The sequence below is a fragment of the Mesorhizobium sp. B2-5-11 genome (assembly GCF_006440835.1).
Taxonomy (GTDB): Bacteria; Pseudomonadota; Alphaproteobacteria; order Rhizobiales; family Rhizobiaceae; genus Mesorhizobium.
The window spans coordinates 342,156-364,097 of sequence record NZ_VFUK01000004.1; the positions used below are offsets into that span (position 1 = coordinate 342,156).

Genomic DNA, 21,942 nt, shown 5'->3' on the forward strand with positions numbered 1-21,942 from the left:
GTTCCGCGATTCTATCAAACGTTGGACGGCCCTGGCTCCGGCCTTCCGAACGCTCCGGGCGTCGGCGTCGTCACGATGACGGCGTCGCCGGCCTGAAGCACCGTCTGGTCGCAGGCTTTCAGCACCTCGACCTTGCCGTCCTTGCGGCGCACCTTGGTCGAGCCGGCCTCGCCATCGCCACCGCCGTCAAGCCCTTGCGGCGGCCGGTTGCGATGCGAGGACAGGATGGCGCATTCCATCTTCTCCAGGAAACGGATGGTGCGCTTCGTGCCGTCGCCGGCATTCCACCTGCCCTTGCCGCCGGAGCCTTCGCGGATGTGGAAATCCTCCAGCATCACCGGAAACCGCAGCTCCAGTATTTCCGGATCGGTAAGGCGCGAATTGGTCATATGGGTGTGAACGCCCGACGTGCCGGCAAAGCCGCGGCCGGAATTCATCTCGCCGGCGGGCGAACCGGAACAGATCGTCTCGTAATACTGGTACTTGCTGTTGCCGAAGGTCAGATTGTTCATGGTGCCTTGCGCATTGGCCATGGCGCCCATGGCGCCGAACAGCGCGTTGGTGACGTGCTGCGAGGTCTCGACGTTGCCCGCGACGACGGCGGCGGGATAGGCGGGTTTCAGCATCGAGCCGTCCGGGATGATGATGTTGATCGGCCTCAGGCAACCGGCATTCATCGGGATCATGTCCTCGACCATGACGCGGAAGGCATAGAGCACCGCGGCCCGGGCGACAGGCTCTGGCGCGTTGAAATTGTTCTTCATCACCGGCGACGTGCCGGTGAAATTGACCGTCGCCTCGCGCTTTTGCCGGTCGACCGATATCTTCACCTTGATCACCTGGCCGGTGTCGGTGGGATATTCATAGGCCGATGTATCCGGCAGCCGCTCGATCACGCGCCGCACGCTCTCGGCCGCATTGTCCTGCACATGGCCCATATAGGCCTCCACGACATCGAGCCCGAAATGCGCCACCATCTTGCGCAGCTCCGCCACGCCCTTTTCGTTGGCAGCGAGTTGCGCCTTGAGATCGGCGATATTCTGGTGCGGATTGCGGGCCGGATAGCGGTGATCGGTGAGCAGCGTCTGCAGCTCATTCTCGCGGAACTTTCCGCGATCGACGATACGGAAATTGTCGAACAGCACGCCTTCCTCGTCGACCGTGGTGGCAAGTGGCGTCATCGAGCCCGGCGCGGTGCCGCCGATGTCTGCGTGGTGGCCGCGCGAGGCCACCCAGAAGAGGATCTTGGGCGATTGGCTAATCTCCCCTCTTGTGGGGGAAATCGGCCGCTCTTCCTCGAAAACCGGCGTTACCACCGTGATATCGGGCAGATGCGTGCCGCCATTGTAGGGGGCATTGAGGGCAAAGACGTCGCCGGGATGAATATCGCCGGAATTCAGCCGGATGATGGTCTCGACCGAGCGGTCCATCGAGCCCAGATGCACCGGCATATGCGGCGCATTGGCGACCAGCGCGCCGTTCCGGTCGAAAACGGCGCAGGAGAAATCCAGCCTTTCCTTGATGTTGACGGAATAGGCGGTGTTCTGCAGCGTCACGCCCATCTGCTCGGCGATCGACATGAACAAATTGTTGAACACTTCCAGCATCACCGGATCGGCCTCGGTGCCAAGTGCTGCCTGCCGGCGTTTCTTGCTGGTGCGCCGCATCAGCACGTGGTTCCTGGCCGTGATCTCGGCCTGCCAGCCCGGCTCGACGACGATCGTCTGGTTGGGCTCGATGATTAGTGCGGGGCCGGCGACCCGATCGGACGGCCGCAAGGCCTCGCGCCGACAGACGTCGGCTTCGTGCCATTTTCCTTCCGTATAGATCCGCCGGACCTCCTCGGCCCTGGCTTTTGATGGCTGCCCCGCCGGCGCATAGGCTTCGGCATTCAGCTCGCCGCCCGCCTCCATCCCCTCGACGCTCACCGCTTCGACGATCATCGGCTTGTCCTCATAGACGAAACCGAATTGCGCCTTGTGAGCGGCCTCGAAATCGGCCCTCGCCCGCAACATCGAGCCATGGTCGAAATGCACCGGAAGTGCGGTGTCGGTGCCGTCATAACGGATCTGCAGCGCCGGTCTGGCGGTCACCGCGTCCTCGGCGATGCCTTGTGCGGCGAGTTCCGCGACAACGGCGGTTTGCAAGGCCGCGATCAGGCCTTCGATTGCCCGTCTGGATTCTTCCGCCAGCGGTGCAAGCAAGGCCTGCTGGCGTGAGGCAAAGACCGAAGACAGGCCGATGCCGTAGGCCGACAGCAGGCCGGAAAACGGATGGATCAGCACCGCCTCTATGCCGAGTGCGTCGGCGACCAGGCAGGCGTGCTGGCCGCCTGCGCCGCCAAAACAGTTCAGGAGATATTCGGTGACATCGTAGCCGCGCTGCACCGAGATCTTTTTGATGGCGTTCGCCATGTTTTCGACCGCGATGGTGACGAAACCTTCGGCGACCGCTTCGGCCGAGCGGCCGTCGCCGATTTCGGCGGCGAGCGCGGTGAATTTCTGGCGAACGGTGTCCACATCGAGCGGCTCGTTCTGGCCGGGGCCGAAGATGGTCGGGAAAAAATCCGGCTGCAGCTTGCCGAGCATGACGTTGGCGTCGGTGACGGCGAGCGGGCCGCCGCGCCTGTAGGCGGCGGGGCCTGGATTGGCGCCGGCGGAGTCCGGGCCGGTGCGAAAGCGGCCTGCTTCGTAGTGCAGGACCGAGCCGCCGCCGGCCGCCACGGTGTGGATGCGCATCATCGGCGCGCGCACGCGCACGCCTGCGACCTCGGTATCGAAGGCGCGCTCATATTCGCCGTCATAATGGGCGACATCGGTGGAGGTGCCCCCCATGTCGAAACCGATCACCTTTTCGAAGCCGGCGATCTTTGCCGTCTCGACCATGCCGACGACCCCGCCGGCCGGGCCAGACAGCAGCGCATCCTTGCCCTGGAACAGGTCCGCGGCGGTCAGCCCGCCAGAAGACATCATGAACATCAGGCGGGGATTTTCCCTTCCCCTCGAGGGGAGGGTGGCGGCGAAGCCGCCGGGTCGGGTCGGATCGACGGGGTTCGACGTCTTGGTGGTGCCTTCTGCGGCGATCCCCTCTGCCGGCTTCGCCGACATCTCCCCCTCGAGGGGGGAGAGAACGCCGAGTTCCTGGCCTACCCTTTGCACATATCTCGACAGGATCGGAGACAGATAGGCGTCGACCACGGTGGTGTCCCCGCGGCCGACCAGCTTGATCAGCGGCGACACCTCGTGGCTGACCGAAACCTGGCCGAAACCGAGCTTGCGGCAGACCTTTGCGACTGCCTTTTCGTGATCGGGATATTTCCAGGCGTGCATGAAGACAATGGCGACCGCGTCGATGCCGTCCGCCTTTGCCTGTTCGATCGCCGGGCGACAGGCAGCGATGTCGAGCAGCCGTTCGACACAGCCGTCGGCAAGCACGCGCTCGTTGACCTCGATGACGCGCTCGTAGAGCTGTTCGGGGAGGATGATCTCCTTGGCGAAGATGTCGGGCCGCGCCTGATAGGCGATCCTCAGCGCATCGCGAAATCCCTTGGTGATGAGCAAAAGCACGCGGTCGCCCTTGCGCTCCAGCAGCGCATTGGTGGCGACCGTTGTGCCCATCTTTACGTCGCCTATCAGCCCGGCGGGTATAGGCTCGCCGGGGCGCAGGCCGAGAAGGTCGCGAATGCCCTGGATGGCCGCGTCGGCATAGGCCTCGGGATTTTCGGATAGAAGCTTGCGCGGATGCAGGCCGCCCTCGGGATCACGGCCGATGACATCGGTGAACGTGCCGCCGCGGTCGATCCAGAAATCCCATTTTTGTTGCATTCCGACACCCTCTTTATCGCGAGTATGGCAGCAAAGTCATACTCTTTGATACCCGAGTTCGCGCCGGAACAAGTCGTCGCGCCGGCGCCTCTTCGATGACGGTGGCTTTGGATGTCTGAGGCGATGGCAAGGCACGTGCCGCCGCGACGCGCCGGCCGGAGCCGTGAGCGCGGCCGGGCTGGCTCGCCGGCCGCTATCTGGATCCAGGGTGGAAGAATGCGAGATAGGTCCAAGCCTGCCCGCCGTGCAGGCCCACCCTTCCGTTAGTCGACCAATGCGGCAACCACCGAGACGCAGTCCCCGGCCTTGACCAGGCCGGGGAAATGCCGCGCCGCCAACATGCCCGACATTTTTGCCCGGATCTCCTGGGGGGCGATGCCGGTTCGGCCGGTGGAATGGATGCGCGCCAGCACCGCGCCCTTCTCGACAGGCTCGCCGAGATCGACCATCGTCTCGACCATGCCGTCTTCCTCCGCGAAGGCAAAGCAATCGCCGGACGGCATGTCGAGCCATTGGGTTGGCGTCTTTTCGACCGCACCGGCAACGATGCCGGCATGCCTCAGCACGTTGAGCATGCCGCGCCGGGCGATCCGCACCGTCTCGGCTCTCGACGTGCCTCCACCGCCGAGCTCGGTGGTGACGAACACCTTGCCCATGTCCTCGGCGGCGGTATCGTACATGCCGACGGCATCGATCTCGATCATGCGCATCGAGAACGGCGCCGCGAAGGCTTCGACCGCCGCGAAGGCCCTCTGCTCCAGGGCCTTGTTCGGCAGCGTATGGGCGGCGCAGAACGGCACGAAGTCCAGCGTCTTGCCGCCGGAATGGAAGTCGAACACGATATCCGCGCGGGGAAGCAGCTCCCGCTGGAAATAATCGGCGATCTTTTCCGTCACCGTACCGTCTGGCCGGCCTGGAAAGCTGCGGTTCATGTTGCCCTTGTCGATCGGCGAGGTGCGCGTGCCGGCGCGGAAGGCCGGATAGTTCATCGCCGGCACGATGATGACCGTGCCGCTGACTTGGGCGGGATCGAGCGTGCGCGCCAGATCATAGAGCGCCAGCGGCCCTTCATATTCGTCGCCATGATTGCCGCCGGTCAGAAGGGCCGTCGGCCCCTTGCCGTTGCGCAGGACGCAGATCGGGATCATCACCGAGCCCCACGCCGAATCGTCGCGGCTGTAGGGCAGGCGCAGGAAACCGTGCTGTGCGCCGTCGCGATCGAAATCGACCGAGGGCGAGACCGGCGACGGACGAAGGTCGGACATCGGTTTCAATTCTTCACCACCAGCTTGCGCGGCACATTGGCCAGGCACTCGACGCCCGTCTCAGTGATCAGGATGGATTCGGTGATTTCCAGCCCCATCGTCTCCAGCCACAGGCCGGTCATGAAATGGAAGGTCATGCCGGGCTTCAGCTCGGTGCGGTCTCCGGGGCGCAGGCTCATCGTGCGTTCGCCCCAGTCCGGCGGATAGGAAAGGCCGATCGGATAGCCGGTGCGGTTGTCCTTGACGATGCCATATTTCTTCAACACCGCGAAGAAGGCGTTGGCGATGTCTTCGCACGTGTTGCCGGGCTTGGCTGCCGCGAGCCCCGCGTCCATGCCTTCGAGCGTCGCCTTCTCCGCATCGAGGAATTCCTGTGTCGGCTTGCCGAGGAACACTGTTCGCGACAACGGGCAGTGATACCTGTTGTAGCACCCGGCGATTTCGAAAAACGTGCCCTCGCCCGACTTCATCGGCTTGTCATCCCAGGTCAGGTGCGGCGCCGAGGCGTCGGCGCCCGACGGCAGCAGCGGCACGATCGCTGGATAGTCGCCGCCGATGCCGTCGACGCCACGCGTGCCGGCATCATAGATCTCGGCGACGAGATCGCATTTGCGCATGCCGACCTCTATCTTGTCGACGATGCGCTGGTGCATCGCCTCGACGATGCGGGCGGCCTTGCGCATAAAGTCGATCTCGGTCGGGCTCTTCACCGCGCGCTGCCAATTGACCAGCGCGGTGGCGTCGACGAAACGGGCATTGGGCAGGTGCTTCTGCAAAGAGGCGAAAGCGGCGGCCGAGAACCAGTAATTGTCCATCTCGACGCCGACGGTCAGCTTGCCCCAGCCGCGATCGGCAAGCACGCTCGACAGGAAATCCATCGGATGGCGCTCGGTCGACTGCACATAGTGATCGGCATAGCCGACGATGTTGTCATGCGCGAGATAGGCGGTGCGCTTGGCGCCGTTGGCGTCCTGGCCGCGGCCATACCAGACCGGCTCGCCCGACGGCGGCACGATGACGGCCTGATGCACGTAGAAGGACCAGCCGTCATAGCCGGTGAGCCAGGCCATGTTGGAGGGGTCGCTGACAATAAGCAGATCGACGCCTTTCACCGCCATGGCTTTCCGCGTCTTGGCGAGGCGATCCGCATACTCGCTTCGCGAGAATTTCAAGTTCGGTTGCATTTTGTTGGTCCTCGTTTGTTGGGCCCTGGAACCCGCTTCAACTTCCGTTGAACCTGGCTCCAGGTAATTTTGTTTGAGCATGATCTCCTCGGAAAACCGGTTTCCACTTTTCCGGATCATGCTCTTGCGGCCAGCATCAACTTTCAAAAATGGTTCCGGCTTTCGCAACCCGGGCCCGGTCACGGGCTAGCGTGGCGATCGCGGTGTCCTGCACGCCGGTGCCGGTCAGGTCGGCGATGGTGATGTCGTCCGCCGCGCGCCGGCCATGCCGTTCGCCGGCGATGATCTGGCCGAGTTCGGCCACCTCCGCGTCCGCCGCCATCACGCCGGCGGAGATGGCATGGTGCAATTCACCGAGCCGGCGCGTCTGCCTTGCGCTGTCGGCGACATAGAGATCGGCCATGCGCAGGATTGCCGGTGCGATCTCGTTCTTGTGCTCGGCGTCCGAGCCCATGGCGGTGATGTGCTGGCCGGCCGAGACGAAGCCGGCCTTGATCAATGGTTCTGTCGAGGGCGTGGTGGTGACGATGATGTCGGCGCCGGCGGCCGCCTTGGCCGCATCCGGTTCTGCGCGCACCACGATGCCCAGTTTTTCGCTCAAGGCGCCGGCCGCGGCTTGCGCCTTGGCCGCGTCGCGCGCCCAGATGCGAGCTTCTTCGATCGGCCGCACCAGGCGCAGCGCCTCGAGCTGCAATCCGGCCTGCACGCCGGCGCCGAAGATGGCGGCAATGGATGAATCCGGCCGCGACAGATGTTTTGCGGCGACCGCCCCGGCGGCTGCGGTGCGGACGTCGGTGAGATAGCCATTGTCGAGCAGCAACGCCTCGACCAGACCGGTTTTTGCCGACAGCAGCACCATCATGCCGTTGACGCTGGGCAGGCCGAGCTTGGGATTGTCGAAGAAGCCGGGGCTGATCTTGAGGGCGAAGCCGTCGATGCCGGGCACATAGGCGGTCTTCACGTCGACCTCGCCGCGATGCTCGGGGATGTCGAGCCGCAGGATCGGCGGCATCGCCACCGGCAGGGTAGCGAGCGCCCGGAAGGCGTTTTCGACGCAGGCGACGGCGTCGAGATCGAGAGCTACGATCTCGCGTAGTTGTTTCTCGGTAAGGATGGTCATCCGGCTCATCAGGCGCGCTCCGCAACTACTTCGCCGCAAACGATCTTTCTGTGCAGGCTCATATCGATATTACGACCGGAAAGCAGAACGACCACCGGTCCGTTTGGCTTCACCTTGCCGGCAAGCAGCGCAGCGATACCGACCGCGCCGGCACCCTCGACGATCTCGCGCTCCTGTTCATAGGCATGGCGGATGCCGGCGGCGATCTCGTCCTCGGAAAGCAGCACGACGTCGTCGAGCAGGTCTCGGCACATGGAAAAGGTCAGCCGGTTGTCGAGGCCAATGCCGCCGCCGAGCGAATCCGCCAGCGTCGGCAGCTCCTCCACCTGCACCGGGCGCCCCGCATCGAGGCTGGCTTTCATCGCCGCGCCGCGCGCCATCGAGATGCCGACGACCTTTGTGCTCGGCCTGACGCCCTTGACCGCTGCGGCAATCCCGGAGGCCAACCCGCCGCCGGAGAGCTGCACCAGCACCAGAGCGGCGTCAGGAACCTGCTCCATGATCTCCAGCCCGAGCGTGCCCTGCCCGGCGATGATGTCGGGATGGTCGAAGGGTGGCAGCATCACGAGACCCTCTTGCGCCACCAGCCGCTCGACCTCCTGCTGCGCGTCGTCCTGGCTGTCGCCGACAATGCGGATTTCCGCGCCGAGGCAGCGGATGGCATCGAGCTTGTTCCGAGGCACCAGCCGCGACATGCAGACAACCGCGCGCATGCCTTCGAGCCTGGCGGCATGGGCGAGTGCGCGGCCGTGATTGCCGGTCGAAGCCGCGACAACACCGCGTGCCCGCTGCTCGGCATTGAGCGAAGCAATGGCGTTCGAGGCGCCACGCAGCTTAAAGCTGCCCGTGATCTGGCGGTGCTCCAGCTTGAGGTGAACGGGAAGGCCGAGCCGCTCCGACAGGCTCTCGGATGGCACGACCGGTGTCGGCTCGACCTTGCTGGTGATGCGTTGGCGCGCGGCGCGGATGTCTGAAAGGGCGACGGCGTGCGTCATGGGTCGCTCGTGCATGCAGGACATGACCTTACTGTCCAAGCGGCAAGGTCGTCAGCCGCCCGAACTCCGGACGCGGCACATCATCGCCACACAGTCGCAGGCAATTCCACGCGCTCGCCTGGTTGCTGGTGACGACCGGGCGGCCGATAGCCTGTTCCATCGCGGCAACCGCCAGCGCCGAGCGCAGCGCCGTGCAGGACACGAACAACGCCTCGGCCTGCGGGTCAGTCGCCTCGCACGCCAGATCGACGAGGGCTGCCGGCGCAATGCGCGCCATCTCGCGGTCATCCTCGAAGCCGAGACAGGTGAAGCTGGCGATCTCGAAGCCGCGTTCGGCGAAATAGGCCGCCATCGGCCGGCTCGTCTCGACGGTGTAGGGGGTGAGAATACTGATCCTCTTCGCGCCCAGAGCCCTCAGTCCGCGCACGCCCGCCATCGGCGGCGTGACCACGGGCACGCCAGGCTTGGCCGCCTGGATCGCCGCCTCGATCTCGGCATCGCCGATCACCACGGAGGCCGACGTGCAGGAGTAGCAGATGGCATCGAGCGGTTCGTCCGGCAGGATCAGCGCCGCGCCAGCCGTCAGTTCGGGCTGCATCTTGCGCAGATTCTGAGGTGTGGTCGGATTCTTATAGGGGATGCGGGCGACATAGATGCCGATCCTCTCACTCGCCACCATGCGACGGAAGTCCGGCTCGCTGGTGTGGTCGGTGGCCAGGATGATCAGGCCGACGCGCTTTTCCAACGGGCGCACCTCGAGTGCGGGCCTTGTCGGCATCAGCCTGATTTCGGGAAGCGGCTTCATGGGAACTACCTTTCGATCTTGCCGTAGCGATGTTCCAGCCAGCGCAGCAGCATAACCGAGAAAAGGCTGATGATCAGGAAGAAGGCGCCGACCAGCGTCATCGGCTCGACATAGCGGTAATAGGTGTTGGCGACGCTCTTGGCCTGGTTCATCAGCTCCAGCACGGTGATCGCCGACAGCAGCGGCGTCTCCTTGAACATGGCGATGAAATAATTGGCCAGCGCCGGGATCATCGGCGGGATTGCCTGCGGTATGACGATGTGGGTCCAGGTCTGGCGAGCGCTGAGATTGCAGGCTTTGGCCGCCTCCCACTGGCCGCGCGGCACGTTCTCGATGCCGGCGCGATAGACCTCCGCCGTATAGGTGCCGTAGTGCAGCCCAAGACCGATGACGCCGGCCACCAGCGGCGGCAGCAGGATGCCGAAATCGGGCAGCACGTAGAAAATGAAGTAGAGCTGCACCAGCAGCGGCGTGCCGCGGATGAATTCGGCCGCCCAGCCGACCGTGCGCGACATCATCTTGTTCGGCGAGCGGCGGGCCAGTGCGATGCCCAGCCCGACGATTGCCGCCAGCACCGAGCCGAGCACCGTCGCCAGGATGGTGATCTTCACCCCCTCGATCAGCGTCGGCAGGATCTGCCGGACGAAATCCCAGTCCCAATCCATTACAGGGCCCAATCCATCAGACGCGCACTCCGTCGAGGCCGCGCGCCATGCGCCGCTCCAGCGACCGCACGCCCCAGGAGATGACGAGCGCGAGCGCGAAATAGATCACCAGGATGGTGGTGAACGGCATCAGCGTGCTGCCGGTCTGCGAGCGCACCACCTGCGCCTGGAAGGTGAGATCGGCGAGCGAAATCAGCGAGACGACGGATGTCGCCTTGAGCAGTTCGATGGCGTTGTTGCCGAAGGTCGGCAGCATCACAAGAAGCGCCTGCGGCAGGATGACATGGCGCATGCCCTGCCAGCGGCCGAGATTGAGAGCCGTGCAGGCCTCGTACTGCTCGGCGCCGACCGACTGGATGGCACCGCGTACCACTTCCGCCGCATAGGCGCCGACATTGAGGCCCAGCGCCAGCACGCCGGCTTGCAGCGGAGTGAGTTCGACGCCCGCCAGGGGCAACACGAAATAGGCCCAGAACAGCTGTACGAAAATCGATGTGCCGCGGAAGAACTCGATATAAGCGGTGGCGAGCGCCCGCAACGCGAAGAAGCGCGACAGCCGCCCCATGCCGGCCAGGAAGGCCATCACGAGGGCCAGCACCGACCCCATCAGCGTCAGCTCGATGGTGACAAGCGCTCCCTGCAATATCAGGCCGAGATAGCCGGACCATTGGGTCATGTATCAGAGGCTTCCAACGTTTGGTTTTAGCAACTTCTCCTCTCTCACGGGGAGAAGTTGCCGGTTCACCCTCCTTAGCTGCAGCGCAGCTGCCGCGAAGGACGGGCAGGCGGATGAGGCGCGGCTCCAAGCTCGCAAAAACGCGCGCTGCCCCTCATCCGGCCCTTCAGCCACCTTCTCTCCGTGGACGGGGAGAAGGGAAAAGCGCTTATTTCGCCGCGCAGAGCTTGTCGCGCGTCGTCGACATCGCCGCCGCCGCCGAGAAGCCGTAGGGCTCGATGATCTTGGCGAACTCGCCCGACTTCTTCATCTTGGCGAGCTCGACGTCGAAGGCGTCGCGCAGCGCCTCGTCACCCTTCTTGAAAGCGGCGCCGTCGCAATAGACGGGCGCGCCCTGCACGGGTGCTATGACTTCGAGGCTCGGGTCATTGGCCTTCTTCATCAGATCGTTGATCGACAGGACGGGGAGCGAATAGGCGTCGATGCGGCCGTCCTGCACCATCTTCAGCCCGCTCTGGCCGTCGGGCACGACGATGACGCGGTCACGCGGCACGCCGGCGTTGAGCGCGAGCTTCTCCTCAGTGCCGCCGCCGGGCGCGCCGATGGTAGCGGAGGTGTCCTTGGCGACATCCTCATAGCTCTTGAAGCCCTTCGGATTGCCCTTCTTCACCAGCATCGCCTCGGCGTCGCACAGCACCGGCTCGGAATAGGCAACCGCCGCACAACGCTCCGGCTTCATGAACAGGCCGGCGGTGACGACGTCGAAGCGGCCGGCCTGCAGGCCGGGGATCATGGCACCATATTCCGAGATCGAGGCGGCGACGTCGGCGACGCCCAGCCGCTTGAAGATTTCCCGCGCCACGTCGGGCGCGGCGCCCGAAACCTTGCCGTCGGCGGCGACCGCCGTGTAGGGCGGCTCGTTGGCGATGGCGAGGCGGGCGAAGCCTTGCGCCTTCAGCTGCTCGAGCTTGCTGTCGTCGGCCGATCCGATGTTCGAGGCCGCGAGCACCGCGGTCAGCGCAAGACCGGCGACGCCGGCCAGAATGCCAAGTTTTTTCATTGTTCCCAACTCCATGTTTGTGTTCTTGGTTGCAGTCATTTCAGGACGGCAATGCCGCCCTTGCGGACGGTGTCGCCGCCTCTGGCATGGCGGTCAGACGCGATGTCCGGCCGCGATGATCTTCTTCAGGAAACCTTGCGTGCGCTCCTGTTTGGGATGGCGGAAAATCTCATCGGGTTTGCCCTCCTCGACGATGCGGCCGCGGTCGAAGAACAGCACCCGGTCGGCGAAGTCGTGGGCAAAGCCCATTTCATGGGTGACGAGCAGCATCGTCATGTCGGTTTCGGCCGCGAGCTTGCGCATCACGTTGAGCACCTCCTCGACCAGTTCGGGATCGAGCGCCGAGGTGACCTCGTCGAACAGCATGATCCGGGGCGACAGTGCCAGCGCGCGGGCAATCGCGACGCGCTGCTTCTGGCCGCCCGAAAGCTGTGCCGGCATGGCCTTGGCCTTGTCGGCCATGCCGACCATGTCGAGCAATTCCATCGCCCGCTTCTCGGCGGCAGCGCGCGGCGTGCCCTTGGTCAGCATCGGCGCCAGCGTGACATTGTCGATGACGCATTTGTGCGGGAACAGATTGAACAGCTGGAAGACCATGCCGATCTTCTGGCGCATCCTGGCCAGATGCCGCTCGTCGGCAGCCAGCAGCTGGCCGTTTCGCTCCATGTGATAAAGATGCTCGCCGTCGATCTGGATGTGGCCGCCATCGATGCGCTCCAGCGTCATCAGGATGCGCAGGATCGTCGTCTTGCCCGAGCCGGACGGGCCAATCAGCGCCAGCTTCTCGCCGGGCATGACCTGCATGGACAGGCCGTCCAGCACCTTGAAAGTGCCGAAGCTTTTCGAAATGCCATCGACCTTGATGATAGGCGCGGATGCGGACAAACGAATTTCCCGTGCTGGAGAAGCCTATGCCCTTAACGATGCGGAACCCGCCAAATCATGTCAATTGGGAAAATAATATCATGACAATTATTCTGATCCCGCACAATTCTTGGACATTCAGTGCCTAGCAATGTGCCGAGATCGAAATCAAGTCGAACCGAAAATGACAGCACCGGGGACGCCTTTGGCGGTCGGCATCGTCTGGATAGCGGCACATCTCGCTAGATTGCGAGCAGCAGATGCTCGGGGTCGCCTAGCAGCAGCTTGGTGACAACGCCGAGGCCGGCGCGCAGTTCCCCCTCGGTGGTCGAGCCCAGCGAGATGCGCACCGCCGGTTGCCAGGGCGCTTGCGAGATGCGGAAGGAGGCGCCGGGCGCGATCGCCACGCCTTGCAGGCGCGCCTGGGCGACGAAGCTCTCCTCGGCACGGTCGGCGGGCAGCTGCAACCAGACATGCAGTCCGTCGCGCCGGGTGCGATAGTCGACGCCGGCCAGCACCTCGGCGACGATGTCCTGGCGTCGCCGCAATGCTGTGCGCTGCCAGCGCACCAGTTCCATCGCGGTGCCGTCGGTCACCCATTTGGTGGCGATCTCCGCCACCAGCGGCGTCGCCATCCAGTTGGAAACCAGATGCCGGTTGGCGACCGCGGCGACATAGCGGTCGGGGGCGGCGAGATAGCCGATGCGCAGGCCCGGCACCACGATCTTGGTGAAGGACGTGACGTAGAGCGTGCGTTCAGGCGCGAAGGCGGCGACCGGCGGCGGCCGGTCCTCGACCAGCGGCCCCAACACATCGTTCTCGATGATGGCTATGTCGTGCCTGCGCGCAACCGCCGCAATCTGCTCGCGCCGCGCCGCATCCATCAGCGTCGCCGTCGGGTTGATCACCGAAGGCTGCACGAACACGGCGCGGATGTCGGAGATCCGGCAGGCCTCGTCCAGCGCTTCCGGGATAAGGCCATTGCCGTCTATCGGCAGGCCTTCGAGGTTGAAGCCGAGATAGCGGGCGAGCGGCACCAGCGTATGGTGGCCGATCGCCTCGGTGGCGACGGTCGAGCCGGGCGGCGCCACGCTCATCAGCGCCACCGTCATGCCGGCGGTAGCGCCATTGGTCAGGCTGATATTCTGCGGCGAGGCATCGAGACCGCACAGCTTCAGCCACTCGACCGCCACGGCGCGGTGACGGGGAAACACCATGTTGGGCCGGAACGACAGCGCCGAACTCGACGGCAGGTTGTCGGCCAGCCAGCCCAGCGCCTGCTTCAGCCGCTCCAGATGCATCGGCTCGCAGACCGGCTTCAGGATCGAGAGATCGATCACTTCGCCCAGCCGCTCCGGCAGATAGGGCGGCTCAGGCTCGCGCCGCTGCGTCTGGACGAAGCTGCCGCGGCCGATCTCGCCCGAGATCAGGCCGCGGCGAATCAGTTCCTCATAGGCGCGACTGACCGTCTGCACCGATAGTTTCAACTCGTCGGCCAGCCGGCGATGCGTCGGCAGCCGCGCGCCGTTGGCGAGCCGCCCATCATGAATGGCGCGTGCGAACTGGTCGGCCAGCGACTGGTAGGCGGGCCGCCGGATGAGCGCGGGATCAGGTTGCCATAATGTCATGACTTATTAGAGATCGAAATCAGTGCAATTGACAATCGAAATAATGCGCCGTCATGGTACGGCGGGACCAAAAAGTGGATACAGATGGCCGCCGCGAAACTCGACCCGATCGACCTCAGAATCCTCGACGCGATCCAGCGTGACGGGCGCATCACCAAGCTGGCGCTGGCCGACAAGGTCGGCCTGTCACCGACGCCGTGCTGGATGCGGCTGCGCAAGCTGGAAAAGGCCGGCATCGTCTCCGGCTATCATGCCTCGATTGCCATGCGCGTCGTCGCACCCGTCGCCACCGTGCTGATGGAGGTGACGCTGGCCAGCCATCGCCAGGCCGATTTCGACCGCTTCGAGCGTGTCATCCGCGACATACCTGAGATTGTAGCCTGCTGGTCGGTGGGCGGCGGCGTCGACTACGTTCTGAAGGTGATGGCGCGCGATATCGATACCTATCAGCGGCTGGTCGATGCCTTGCTCGAACGCGAAATCGGCATCGATCGTTACTTCACCTACATCGTCATCAAGACGGTGAAGGACGAGACCGTGCTACCGCTTGCCGATCTGTTGCCGGTGCAGTCCTGAGATCGAAACCAGCGTTCATCTGGCACCGTACGCTCGGAGAATGCGCGAAAGCACCCGCCCCACCCCTGCGGCTAGACAGATCGTCCTGCTCCCCAGCCGAATAGAGAGAATCTCTCTATATAGCTGCACCTAAACAGCCTCATCCTTCGCGCCGACGCCCCTAGTCTTGCGGCATCACCCCAATCGGGAGCAATCGATGATGTCCGCGCACTTTGCCCGTTCGCACCGCCATGAGGCGCTCGACCGCCTCGCCGACCGCCGGCTGCTGCGCGAGCTTGCCTATGTCGACGGGCACTGGACGGCAAGCGAGGCGGCGGAGAGCTTCGAGGTCACCGACCCGGCGACCGGCGCCACGGTGGCCTTTGTCGCCGCGCTCGATGGCCGCCAGACGGCAAGTGCGATCGACGCGGCGGCGCGCGCTTTCCCTGCCTGGCGGGCGCTGTTGCCGCAGGAGCGCTCGAAAATCCTGCGCAAATGGTTCGACCTCATCATAGCCGCGAAAGACGATCTCGCTCTGCTGATGACGCTGGAACAGGGCAAGCCCTTGAAGGAATCGCTCGGTGAGATCGATTATGCCGCCTCTTTCGTCGAATGGTATGCCGAGGAAGCAAAGCGCCTCAACGCCGAAAGCGTAACTAGCCATCTGGCGAAGGCGGAAATGACGGTGCGGCGCGAGCCGCTCGGCGTCGTCGGCGTCGTGACGCCGTGGAACTTCCCGTCCGCCATGCTGACCCGCAAGGCGGCTGCGGCCCTTGCCGCCGGTTGCACCATCGTCGCGCACCCCTCTTCGGAAACGCCGCTCTCGGCGCTGGCGCTGGCCGAACTCGGCGAGCGCGCCGGCCTGCCCGCCGGCGTCTTCAACGTCGTCACTGGCAAGGCGTCGATCATAGTCGGGCGAATGTGCGAGGACCCGCGCGTGCGCGCCATGAGCTTCACCGGTTCGACCGAGATCGGCAGGCTGATCGCGGCCCAGAGCGCGCCGACGATGAAGCGGCTGGTTATGGAGCTTGGCGGCCACGCGCCGCTGATCGTCTTTGCCGACGCCGATCTCGACAAGGCCGTGCGCATCGCCGTCGACGCCAAATTCGCCACGTCCGGCCAGGACTGCCTCGCGGCCAACCGCATCTATGTCCAGCGGCCGATCTACGATCGTTTCTGCGCCGCCTTCGCCAAGCGCATCGAGGCGCTGCGGACCGGCAATGGCCTTGCCGACGAAAGCGACATCGGCCCGCTGATGCATGAGCGCGCCGTCAAGAAGGTCGAGGAGCAGGTCACCGACGCGCTCGCCCATGGCGCCCGCTGCCTCGCCGGCGGCAGAAGGCACCAGGCCGGCCCGTTGTTTTACCAGCCGACGCTGCTGGCTGACGTATCTGACGAGGCACTGATCATGCGCGAAGAAACGTTTGGTCCGGTCGCAGCCGTGACGCCGTTCGACAGCGAGGACGAGGTGACCGCGCGCGCCAACGCCTCCGAATATGGTCTGGTCGCCTATGTCGTGACCGAGAACGGCGCCCGCCAGCAGCGCCTGGGCAGGGCGCTGGACTACGGCATGGTCGCCATCAACCGCGTCAAGATCACCGGTGCGCCGATCCCGTTCGGCGGCGTCAAGCAGTCCGGCATTGGCCGCGAGGGTTCGCGTCAGGGGCTCGAAGCTTTCACCGATCTCAAATATCTTTGCCTGGACGTCGCTTAAGCCGCGTCCACGTTCCTCAAGGAGTCAAAAGAATGCTCGACCAGTCCAACGAACTCGCCGCCTGGGATCGTGATCACTTCTTCCATCCCTCGACGCATATGGGCACCCACGCGCGCGGTGAATCGCCGACGCGCATCATGGCCGGCGGTGAAGGCGTCACCGTCTGGGACAGCAACGGCAGAAAAAGTATCGATGCCTTCGCCGGCCTCTACTGCGTCAATGTCGGCTATGGCCGCCAGAAGATCGCTGACGCCATCGCCGCCCAGGCCACGAACCTCGCCTATTACCACGCCTATGTCGGCCACGGCACCGAGGCCTCGATCACGCTGTCGAAGATGATCATCGACCGTGCGCCGAAGGGCATGTCGAGGGTCTATTTCGGCCTCTCCGGTTCGGATGCCAACGAAACCAACATCAAGCTGATCTGGTACTACAACAACGTGCTTGGCCGCCCGGAGAAGAAGAAGATCATCTCGCGCTGGCGCGGCTATCACGGCTCCGGCATCATGACGGGATCGCTGACCGGGCTCGATCTTTTCCACAATGCCTTCGACTTGCCGCGCGCGCCGATCCTGCACACAGAGGCGCCCTACTATTTCCGCCGCGCCGACCGCTCGATGAGCGAGGAGCAGTTCTCGCAGCATTGCGCCGACAAGCTGGAAGAGATGATCCTGGCCGAAGGCCCCGAGACCGTCGCCGCCTTCATCGGCGAGCCGATCCTCGGCACTGGCGGCATCGTGCCGCCGCCCGCCGGCTACTGGGAGAAAATCCAGGCGGTGCTGAAGAAGTACGACGTGCTCCTGGTCGCCGACGAAGTGGTGACGGGCTTCGGCCGGCTGGGCACCATGTTCGGCTCCGACCATTACGGCATCAAGCCGGACCTGATCACCATTGCCAAGGGCCTGACCTCCGCCTACGCGCCGCTGTCGGGCGTCATCGTCGCCGACAAGATGTGGCAGGTTCTGGTGCAGGGCTCCGACAAGCTCGGCTCGCTGGGGCACGGCTGGACCTATTCGGCGCATCCGATCTGCGTCGCCGCGGGTGTGGCCAACCTCGAACTGATCGATGAGATGGATCTGGTGAGGAATGCCGGCGAGACCGGCGCCTATTTCCGCGCCGAATTGACCAAGGCCGTCGGCGGCCACAAAAACGTCGGCGAGGTGCGCGGCGACGGCATGCTGGCGGCGGTCGAGTTCGTCGCCGACAAGGACGACCGTGTGTTCTTCGATCCGGCGCAGAAGATCGGACCGCAGATCGCCACGACCCTCGCCGCAAGCGGGGTCATCGGCCGCGCCATGCCGCAGGGCGACATTTTGGGCTTCGCCCCGCCGCTTTGCCTGACGCGCGAGGAGGCTGACACCGTGGTGGCCAAGACCGCCGATGCCGTGAAGAGCGTGTTCGCCAATCTCTAATTGCCGAGATCGGCGATGCCCCTCATCCGCCTGCCGGCACCTTCTCGTCGTTCACGGAGAGAGGGTAAAGGTGAGGGGCAGCGCCACCTACAAAGTATTCGGAAGTGAACGCGATGACCTCTCATCCCACCCTCCCCGCCACCATGGCGGCCGTGCAGCTTACCGGCCACGGCGGCCCGGAAAAGCTCGTCTACCGCACCGACGTGAAAGTGCCTGTGCCCGCCGCCGGCGAAGTGCTGGTCAAGGTCAGCGCCTGCGGCATGAACAACACCGACGTCTGGGTTCGCCAGGGCGCCTATGGCACGGAGGAGGACGCAGGGGCCGTGTCGACATGGCGGCGCCAGGGCAACACCCTGACCTTTCCGCGTATCCAGGGCACCGACACGGTCGGCACCGTCGCTGCCGTTGGCGCAGGGGTCTCGCCGGAACGCATCGGCGAACGAGTGATGGTCGATTTCTCGATCTACAATCGCGACGACGATTCGCTCGCCGACATTGACTATATGGGTCACGGCCGCGACGGCGGTTACGCCGAATACCAGGCTGTACCGGCCGAGAACGCCCATGTCGTCGACACTGACTTGAGCGATGTCGAACTCGCCACCTTCTGCTGCGCCTATCTCACCGGCGAGCAGATGCTGGAACGTGCAGGGCTCAAGGCCGGCGAACGCGTGCTGGTCACCGGCGCCTCGGGCGGCGTCGGCTCCGGCATCGTGCAATTGGCGCGGGCGCGCGGAGCCATTCCCTATGCCGTCGTCGGCAAGGGCAAGGAGCAGGCAGTGCTCGACATCGGCGCCGAAGCCGTGATCACCCGTGGCGTGGCCGACCTGCCGCAAGCCGTGATCAAGGCGACCGGCGGCCAGCCCATCGACGTCGTGGCCGACCTTGTCGGCGGCGCGATCTTCAACGATCTGTTGCGCATCCTGAGGCCTGAGGGCCGCTACACCACCGCAGGCGCCATCGCCGGCCCGGTCGTCCAGCTCGATCTCAGGACCATGTATCTCAAGCAGCTTCAGCTCCACGGCTCGAGCCAGGGCACACGTGCGGATTTCCGCCGTATCGTGCGCTATATCGAGGAAGACAAGATCCGGCCGCTGGTCGGCGGCGTCTACAGGCTTTCCGATTTCCACCGCGCCCAAGCCGATTTCATCGCCAAGGATTTCGTCGGCAAGCTGGTGGTGGTGCCTGATGCCGTGGCTGAACGGCGGCACCCTAAATAAGAGGACGGAGCAGCAGCGCTTCTCGGCGCCGCAAGCTACGTCACCATGACAAAGGACGACCGTCAGGTCTTTCCGTCAAATTCATCATGTCGGCCGGCATGGCGCACCATGCGCCGAAAGCTCATCGAGATATGGGCTCGCCTGATGTGCCCGATCGATTCCCAATCCCCGATTTCCGCCGCAGCCAGCACTTCCTCCATTTCGCGCCGGAAGGCCGTGAACTCCTCCACAAGGCCGAGTTGCGGCATCATCTTGAGGACTACGCGCGCAACCTGAAAATACAGTCTTTCGCTTATTTCGCGCAGGGGCTGGTTCCCGGTCATGCCGGATAGTTCAGTGAAGAAGTCCATGTTCAGCTGCAGGAAGGCACGCTGATCCGGGTTGAGCATATCGGAATCGCAGCGCGCGATGAGCGCTCGGATGCGATCGAGGTCGACCGCCGTTCGGGGAATTGGCGAAAGCTTGCCGACAAGCAGCGCGAGTTCCAGTCGCAGATGATAGACCTGCTGCAACTCCTCGATGTCGACGTCGGTAACGATCGTACCGACGCCGTGGACCGATTGCACAAGCCCTTCGGCCTCGAGCCGCGCCAGCACGCGTCGGACCGGTGTGCGGCTGATCTCGAATTCCTGGGCGAGCTCTTCCTCGGAGAGCCGGCTCCCCGGCGGATAATCGAGCAGGCAGATACGGTCGCGCAGGATCAGGTAGATGCGTTCGAACCGTTCGCGCGCCGAAAGCGGACGCGAAGGCGGCACGGTCTTGGCCGAGGCATCCGTATCAAGCGTCATCCAGCCTCCAGGACAGCGTGCAGGAACTGTCGCGTCCGCTCATTCTTGGGTGCGCCGAAAAGCTCTGCCGGCGGCCCCTGCTCGCAAATTTTGCCCTGATAGAAGAAGCAGACGCGATCGGAAAATTCCTTGGCGAAGCCCATCTGGTGGGTGACCATGAGCATCGTCAAATCATGCTCGCGGCCGATTTGCCTTATCACTTGCAGCACTTCGCCGACAAGTTCCGGATCGAGCGCGGACGTCACCTCGTCGAACAGCATTATCTTGGGCCGCATCGCCAGCGCCCTGGCAATGGCGACGCGCTGTTGCTGGCCGCCGGAAAGCTGTGAAGGATAATGATCCTTCTTCTGCGACAGCCCGACCATGTCGAGAAGCTCGGCCGCCCGTGCCTCGGCATCGGCCCGCTTCATGCCAAGCACGGTCATCGGCGCCTCGATGCAATTGGCCATCGCCGTCATGTGTGGAAACAGGTTGAAAGACTGGAACACCATGCCGATCTTCGCCCGGATGCGGCGGATGTGGGCAAGATTGGCGGGCACCAGCTTTCCGCCTTGCTTCATATGCGTCAGTGGCTCGCCTTCGACCCAGATGACGCCGTCATTGATCGTCTCCAGCGTCATCAGCATGCGCAAGACCGTGGTCTTGCCGGAACCGGACGGTCCGATGACGGAAACCTTCTCGCCGCGCGCGATTTCGAGGTTCAGCCCGTCGAGCACGGTGAGCGCGCCATAACGCTTCGAGACATTGTCGAAACGGACCATCGGTTGTTCGGTCATCGCGCGGTCCTTCGGTTGAGCAGGCGTTCGAGGGCACGGATGAGCGCGGCCGAAACCAGGCTCATGGCCAGGAAGAACAGGCCGACCAGCGTGATCGGTTCGGTGTAGCGGAAAGTCTCGGAGCCGATGATCTTGGCCGTCTGCATGAGTTCCAGCACGGCGATGGCCGACAGCAGCGGCGTCTCCTTGAACAGCGCGACGAGATAGTTGCCGAGCGCCGGCACGATCGGCGGTATCGCCTGCGGGATGATGATGTCGCGAAAGGTCGTCCAGGAGGAGAGGTTGAGTGCGATCGAGGCTTCCCACTGGCCGCGATGGATGTTGTCGAAGCCCGCGCGGTAGACTTCCGAGCAATAGGCGGCGTAGTGAATGCCGATGGCCAGAACGCCGGCCGTGAATGCGTCGAGCACGACGCCGAATTTCGGAAAGACGAAATAGAGGAAGAAGATCTGGATGAGCAGCGGCGTCGAGCGGATCAGTTCGACCAGCACCGAGATCGTCCAGCCGGTCCAGGGCACCGCGATACGGATTACCGCGAGGACCAGCCCGAGCAAAGCCGCGATGACGAAGCCGAGCAGCGTCGCCTCGATCGAGACGACGGCGGCGCGTGCGAGCACCGGCAGGATCTCGGCGGCAAAACTCCAATCCCAGATCACGCCGCCCTCCCCCGCGCCAGACCGAGCGAGGCCCGCCTTTCGAGAAGCCGCATGCCGATAGAAACGGTGAGCGACATGGCGAGATACATCAAAAGCACCAGCGTGAAGATAGGAATGGTCTTGAAGGTGTTCTGGTTCATCTGCTGCGCCTTGAAGGCGAGGTCCGTGAGCGTGATCAGCGAAACCAGCGCCGTCGATTTCAAAAGCTCGATGAACAGATTGCCCCAGGGCGGGATCATGGCTACGAAGGCTTGGGGCAGGATGATCCGGCGCAGCATTTGCGCGCGGCTCATGTTGAGCGCCGTTCCCGCCTCCCATTGGCCGCGCGCGACCGACTGGATTGCGCCGCGCACGCATTCGGATCCATAGGCGCCGACATTCAAGCCAAGCGCCAGCACCGCGACGGGAAACGCGTCGAGCGTGACCCCGAATTGCGGCAGCACGAAAAACAGCCAGAACAATTGCACCAGCGCCGAGGTGCCGCGAAAGATTTCGACATAGACCGTCGCCAGCCATCTGAGGGGCGCTGGACCATACATGCGCGCCAGCGCGGCGAGCACCCCCATCACGACCGCCAGCAGGCTGCCGAGGACGGCGATCTCGATCGTCAGGACGGCACCCTGCAATAGTCCCGGTAGGAACAGCCTGTATGTTTCCTGCGTCGCCAGCACCGCGATCACGGCCAGCGAAACGACCAGCATGGCAACGAGCGTGCGGATACCCATCTGCTTCTCC

General features: G+C 64.2%; 19 protein-coding genes. 4 read left to right on the forward strand and 15 right to left on the reverse strand.

What is annotated here, in order from left to right:
- Positions 1-14 precede the first annotated feature (14 nt).
- The 11 genes from FJ490_RS15600 to FJ490_RS15650 all read right to left on the reverse strand — a co-directional run bounded on the left by FJ490_RS15600 (position 15) and on the right by FJ490_RS15650 (position 14,086).
- Positions 15-3,824 (reverse strand): hydantoinase B/oxoprolinase family protein, encoded by a 3,810-nt coding sequence (locus FJ490_RS15600; protein WP_140728380.1) that lies wholly within the window; start codon positions 3,822-3,824, stop codon positions 15-17.
- A gap of 263 nt (positions 3,825-4,087) precedes the next feature.
- Complete coding sequence (gene doeB, locus FJ490_RS15605; protein ID WP_140499259.1) at positions 4,088-5,089, reverse strand: N(2)-acetyl-L-2,4-diaminobutanoate deacetylase DoeB; 1,002 nt, start codon at positions 5,087-5,089, stop codon at positions 4,088-4,090.
- A 5-nt stretch (positions 5,090-5,094) separates the two neighbouring features.
- A complete protein-coding gene (gene doeA / locus FJ490_RS15610; RefSeq protein WP_140556274.1) occupies positions 5,095-6,273 on the reverse strand; it encodes an ectoine hydrolase DoeA in 1,179 nt (392 codons plus the stop codon).
- Positions 6,274-6,409: 136 nt separating this feature from the next.
- Entirely contained in the window at positions 6,410-7,402 is a 993-nt protein-coding gene (gene eutC / locus FJ490_RS15615) for an ectoine utilization protein EutC (RefSeq protein ID WP_140728379.1), read from the reverse strand.
- Positions 7,402-8,388: a hydroxyectoine utilization dehydratase EutB gene (gene eutB / locus FJ490_RS15620; protein WP_140521359.1), complete on the reverse strand. Its 987-nt coding sequence runs from the start codon at positions 8,386-8,388 to the stop codon at positions 7,402-7,404. The genes eutC and eutB overlap by 1 nt, the downstream gene beginning before the upstream one ends.
- A 28-nt stretch (positions 8,389-8,416) precedes the next feature.
- A complete protein-coding gene (eutA, locus tag FJ490_RS15625) occupies positions 8,417-9,193 on the reverse strand; it encodes an ectoine utilization protein EutA (RefSeq protein ID WP_140521358.1) in 777 nt (258 codons plus the stop codon).
- 5 nt (positions 9,194-9,198) lie between these two features.
- Positions 9,199-9,858, reverse strand: coding sequence for an ectoine/hydroxyectoine ABC transporter permease subunit EhuD (gene ehuD / locus FJ490_RS15630; protein WP_140521357.1), 660 nt, complete (start codon positions 9,856-9,858; stop codon positions 9,199-9,201).
- Between the two features lie 16 nt (positions 9,859-9,874).
- The gene (gene ehuC / locus FJ490_RS15635) at positions 9,875-10,534 is read right to left on the reverse strand and encodes an ectoine/hydroxyectoine ABC transporter permease subunit EhuC (protein ID WP_140499272.1); all 660 of its coding nucleotides are present in this window, start codon (positions 10,532-10,534) and stop codon (positions 9,875-9,877) included.
- Between the two features lie 208 nt (positions 10,535-10,742).
- The gene (gene ehuB, locus FJ490_RS15640) at positions 10,743-11,594 is read right to left on the reverse strand and encodes an ectoine/hydroxyectoine ABC transporter substrate-binding protein EhuB (RefSeq protein WP_140499273.1); all 852 of its coding nucleotides are present in this window, start codon (positions 11,592-11,594) and stop codon (positions 10,743-10,745) included.
- A 93-nt stretch (positions 11,595-11,687) separates the two neighbouring features.
- Complete coding sequence (gene ehuA / locus FJ490_RS15645) at positions 11,688-12,479, reverse strand: ectoine/hydroxyectoine ABC transporter ATP-binding protein EhuA (RefSeq protein ID WP_140499274.1); 792 nt, start codon at positions 12,477-12,479, stop codon at positions 11,688-11,690.
- A 221-nt stretch (positions 12,480-12,700) separates the two neighbouring features.
- A complete protein-coding gene (locus FJ490_RS15650) occupies positions 12,701-14,086 on the reverse strand; it encodes a PLP-dependent aminotransferase family protein (RefSeq protein ID WP_140499275.1) in 1,386 nt (461 codons plus the stop codon).
- An 84-nt stretch (positions 14,087-14,170) separates the two neighbouring features.
- Here FJ490_RS15650 and FJ490_RS15655 point away from each other — a divergent pair, with 84 nt between their 5' ends.
- The 4 genes from FJ490_RS15655 (at position 14,171) to FJ490_RS15670 (ending at position 18,987) form a co-directional block, all read left to right on the forward strand.
- Positions 14,171-14,662 carry an Lrp/AsnC family transcriptional regulator gene (locus tag FJ490_RS15655; protein ID WP_140517347.1) on the forward strand — a complete coding sequence of 164 codons (492 nt, stop codon included), beginning with the start codon at positions 14,171-14,173 and terminating at the stop codon, positions 14,660-14,662.
- A 199-nt stretch (positions 14,663-14,861) separates the two neighbouring features.
- Positions 14,862-16,355, forward strand: coding sequence for an NAD-dependent succinate-semialdehyde dehydrogenase (locus FJ490_RS15660; protein WP_140521583.1), 1,494 nt, complete (start codon positions 14,862-14,864; stop codon positions 16,353-16,355).
- 32 nt (positions 16,356-16,387) lie between these two features.
- Positions 16,388-17,767 carry an aspartate aminotransferase family protein gene (locus FJ490_RS15665; RefSeq protein WP_140499277.1) on the forward strand — a complete coding sequence of 460 codons (1,380 nt, stop codon included), beginning with the start codon at positions 16,388-16,390 and terminating at the stop codon, positions 17,765-17,767.
- Positions 17,768-17,880: 113 nt separating this feature from the next.
- Positions 17,881-18,987: an alcohol dehydrogenase family protein gene (locus tag FJ490_RS15670; protein ID WP_224655844.1), complete on the forward strand. Its 1,107-nt coding sequence runs from the start codon at positions 17,881-17,883 to the stop codon at positions 18,985-18,987.
- Positions 18,988-19,049: 62 nt separating this feature from the next.
- Here the strand turns inward: FJ490_RS15670 and FJ490_RS15675 are convergent, their stop codons facing one another.
- From FJ490_RS15675 to ehuC (FJ490_RS15690), 4 genes are read right to left on the reverse strand one after another with little or no spacing between them, the layout of a single operon-like run.
- Positions 19,050-19,775: a GntR family transcriptional regulator gene (locus FJ490_RS15675; protein WP_140499279.1), complete on the reverse strand. Its 726-nt coding sequence runs from the start codon at positions 19,773-19,775 to the stop codon at positions 19,050-19,052.
- A complete protein-coding gene (ehuA, locus tag FJ490_RS15680; RefSeq protein WP_140499280.1) occupies positions 19,772-20,551 on the reverse strand; it encodes an ectoine/hydroxyectoine ABC transporter ATP-binding protein EhuA in 780 nt (259 codons plus the stop codon). The genes FJ490_RS15675 and ehuA (FJ490_RS15680) overlap by 4 nt, the downstream gene beginning before the upstream one ends.
- Positions 20,548-21,207: an ectoine/hydroxyectoine ABC transporter permease subunit EhuD gene (ehuD, locus tag FJ490_RS15685; protein WP_140499281.1), complete on the reverse strand. Its 660-nt coding sequence runs from the start codon at positions 21,205-21,207 to the stop codon at positions 20,548-20,550. Before ehuD (FJ490_RS15685) ends, ehuA (FJ490_RS15680) begins: the two co-directional genes overlap by 4 nt.
- Complete coding sequence (gene ehuC / locus FJ490_RS15690; RefSeq protein WP_140499282.1) at positions 21,204-21,932, reverse strand: ectoine/hydroxyectoine ABC transporter permease subunit EhuC; 729 nt, start codon at positions 21,930-21,932, stop codon at positions 21,204-21,206. Before ehuC (FJ490_RS15690) ends, ehuD (FJ490_RS15685) begins: the two co-directional genes overlap by 4 nt.
- Positions 21,933-21,942: the final 10 nt, after the last annotated feature.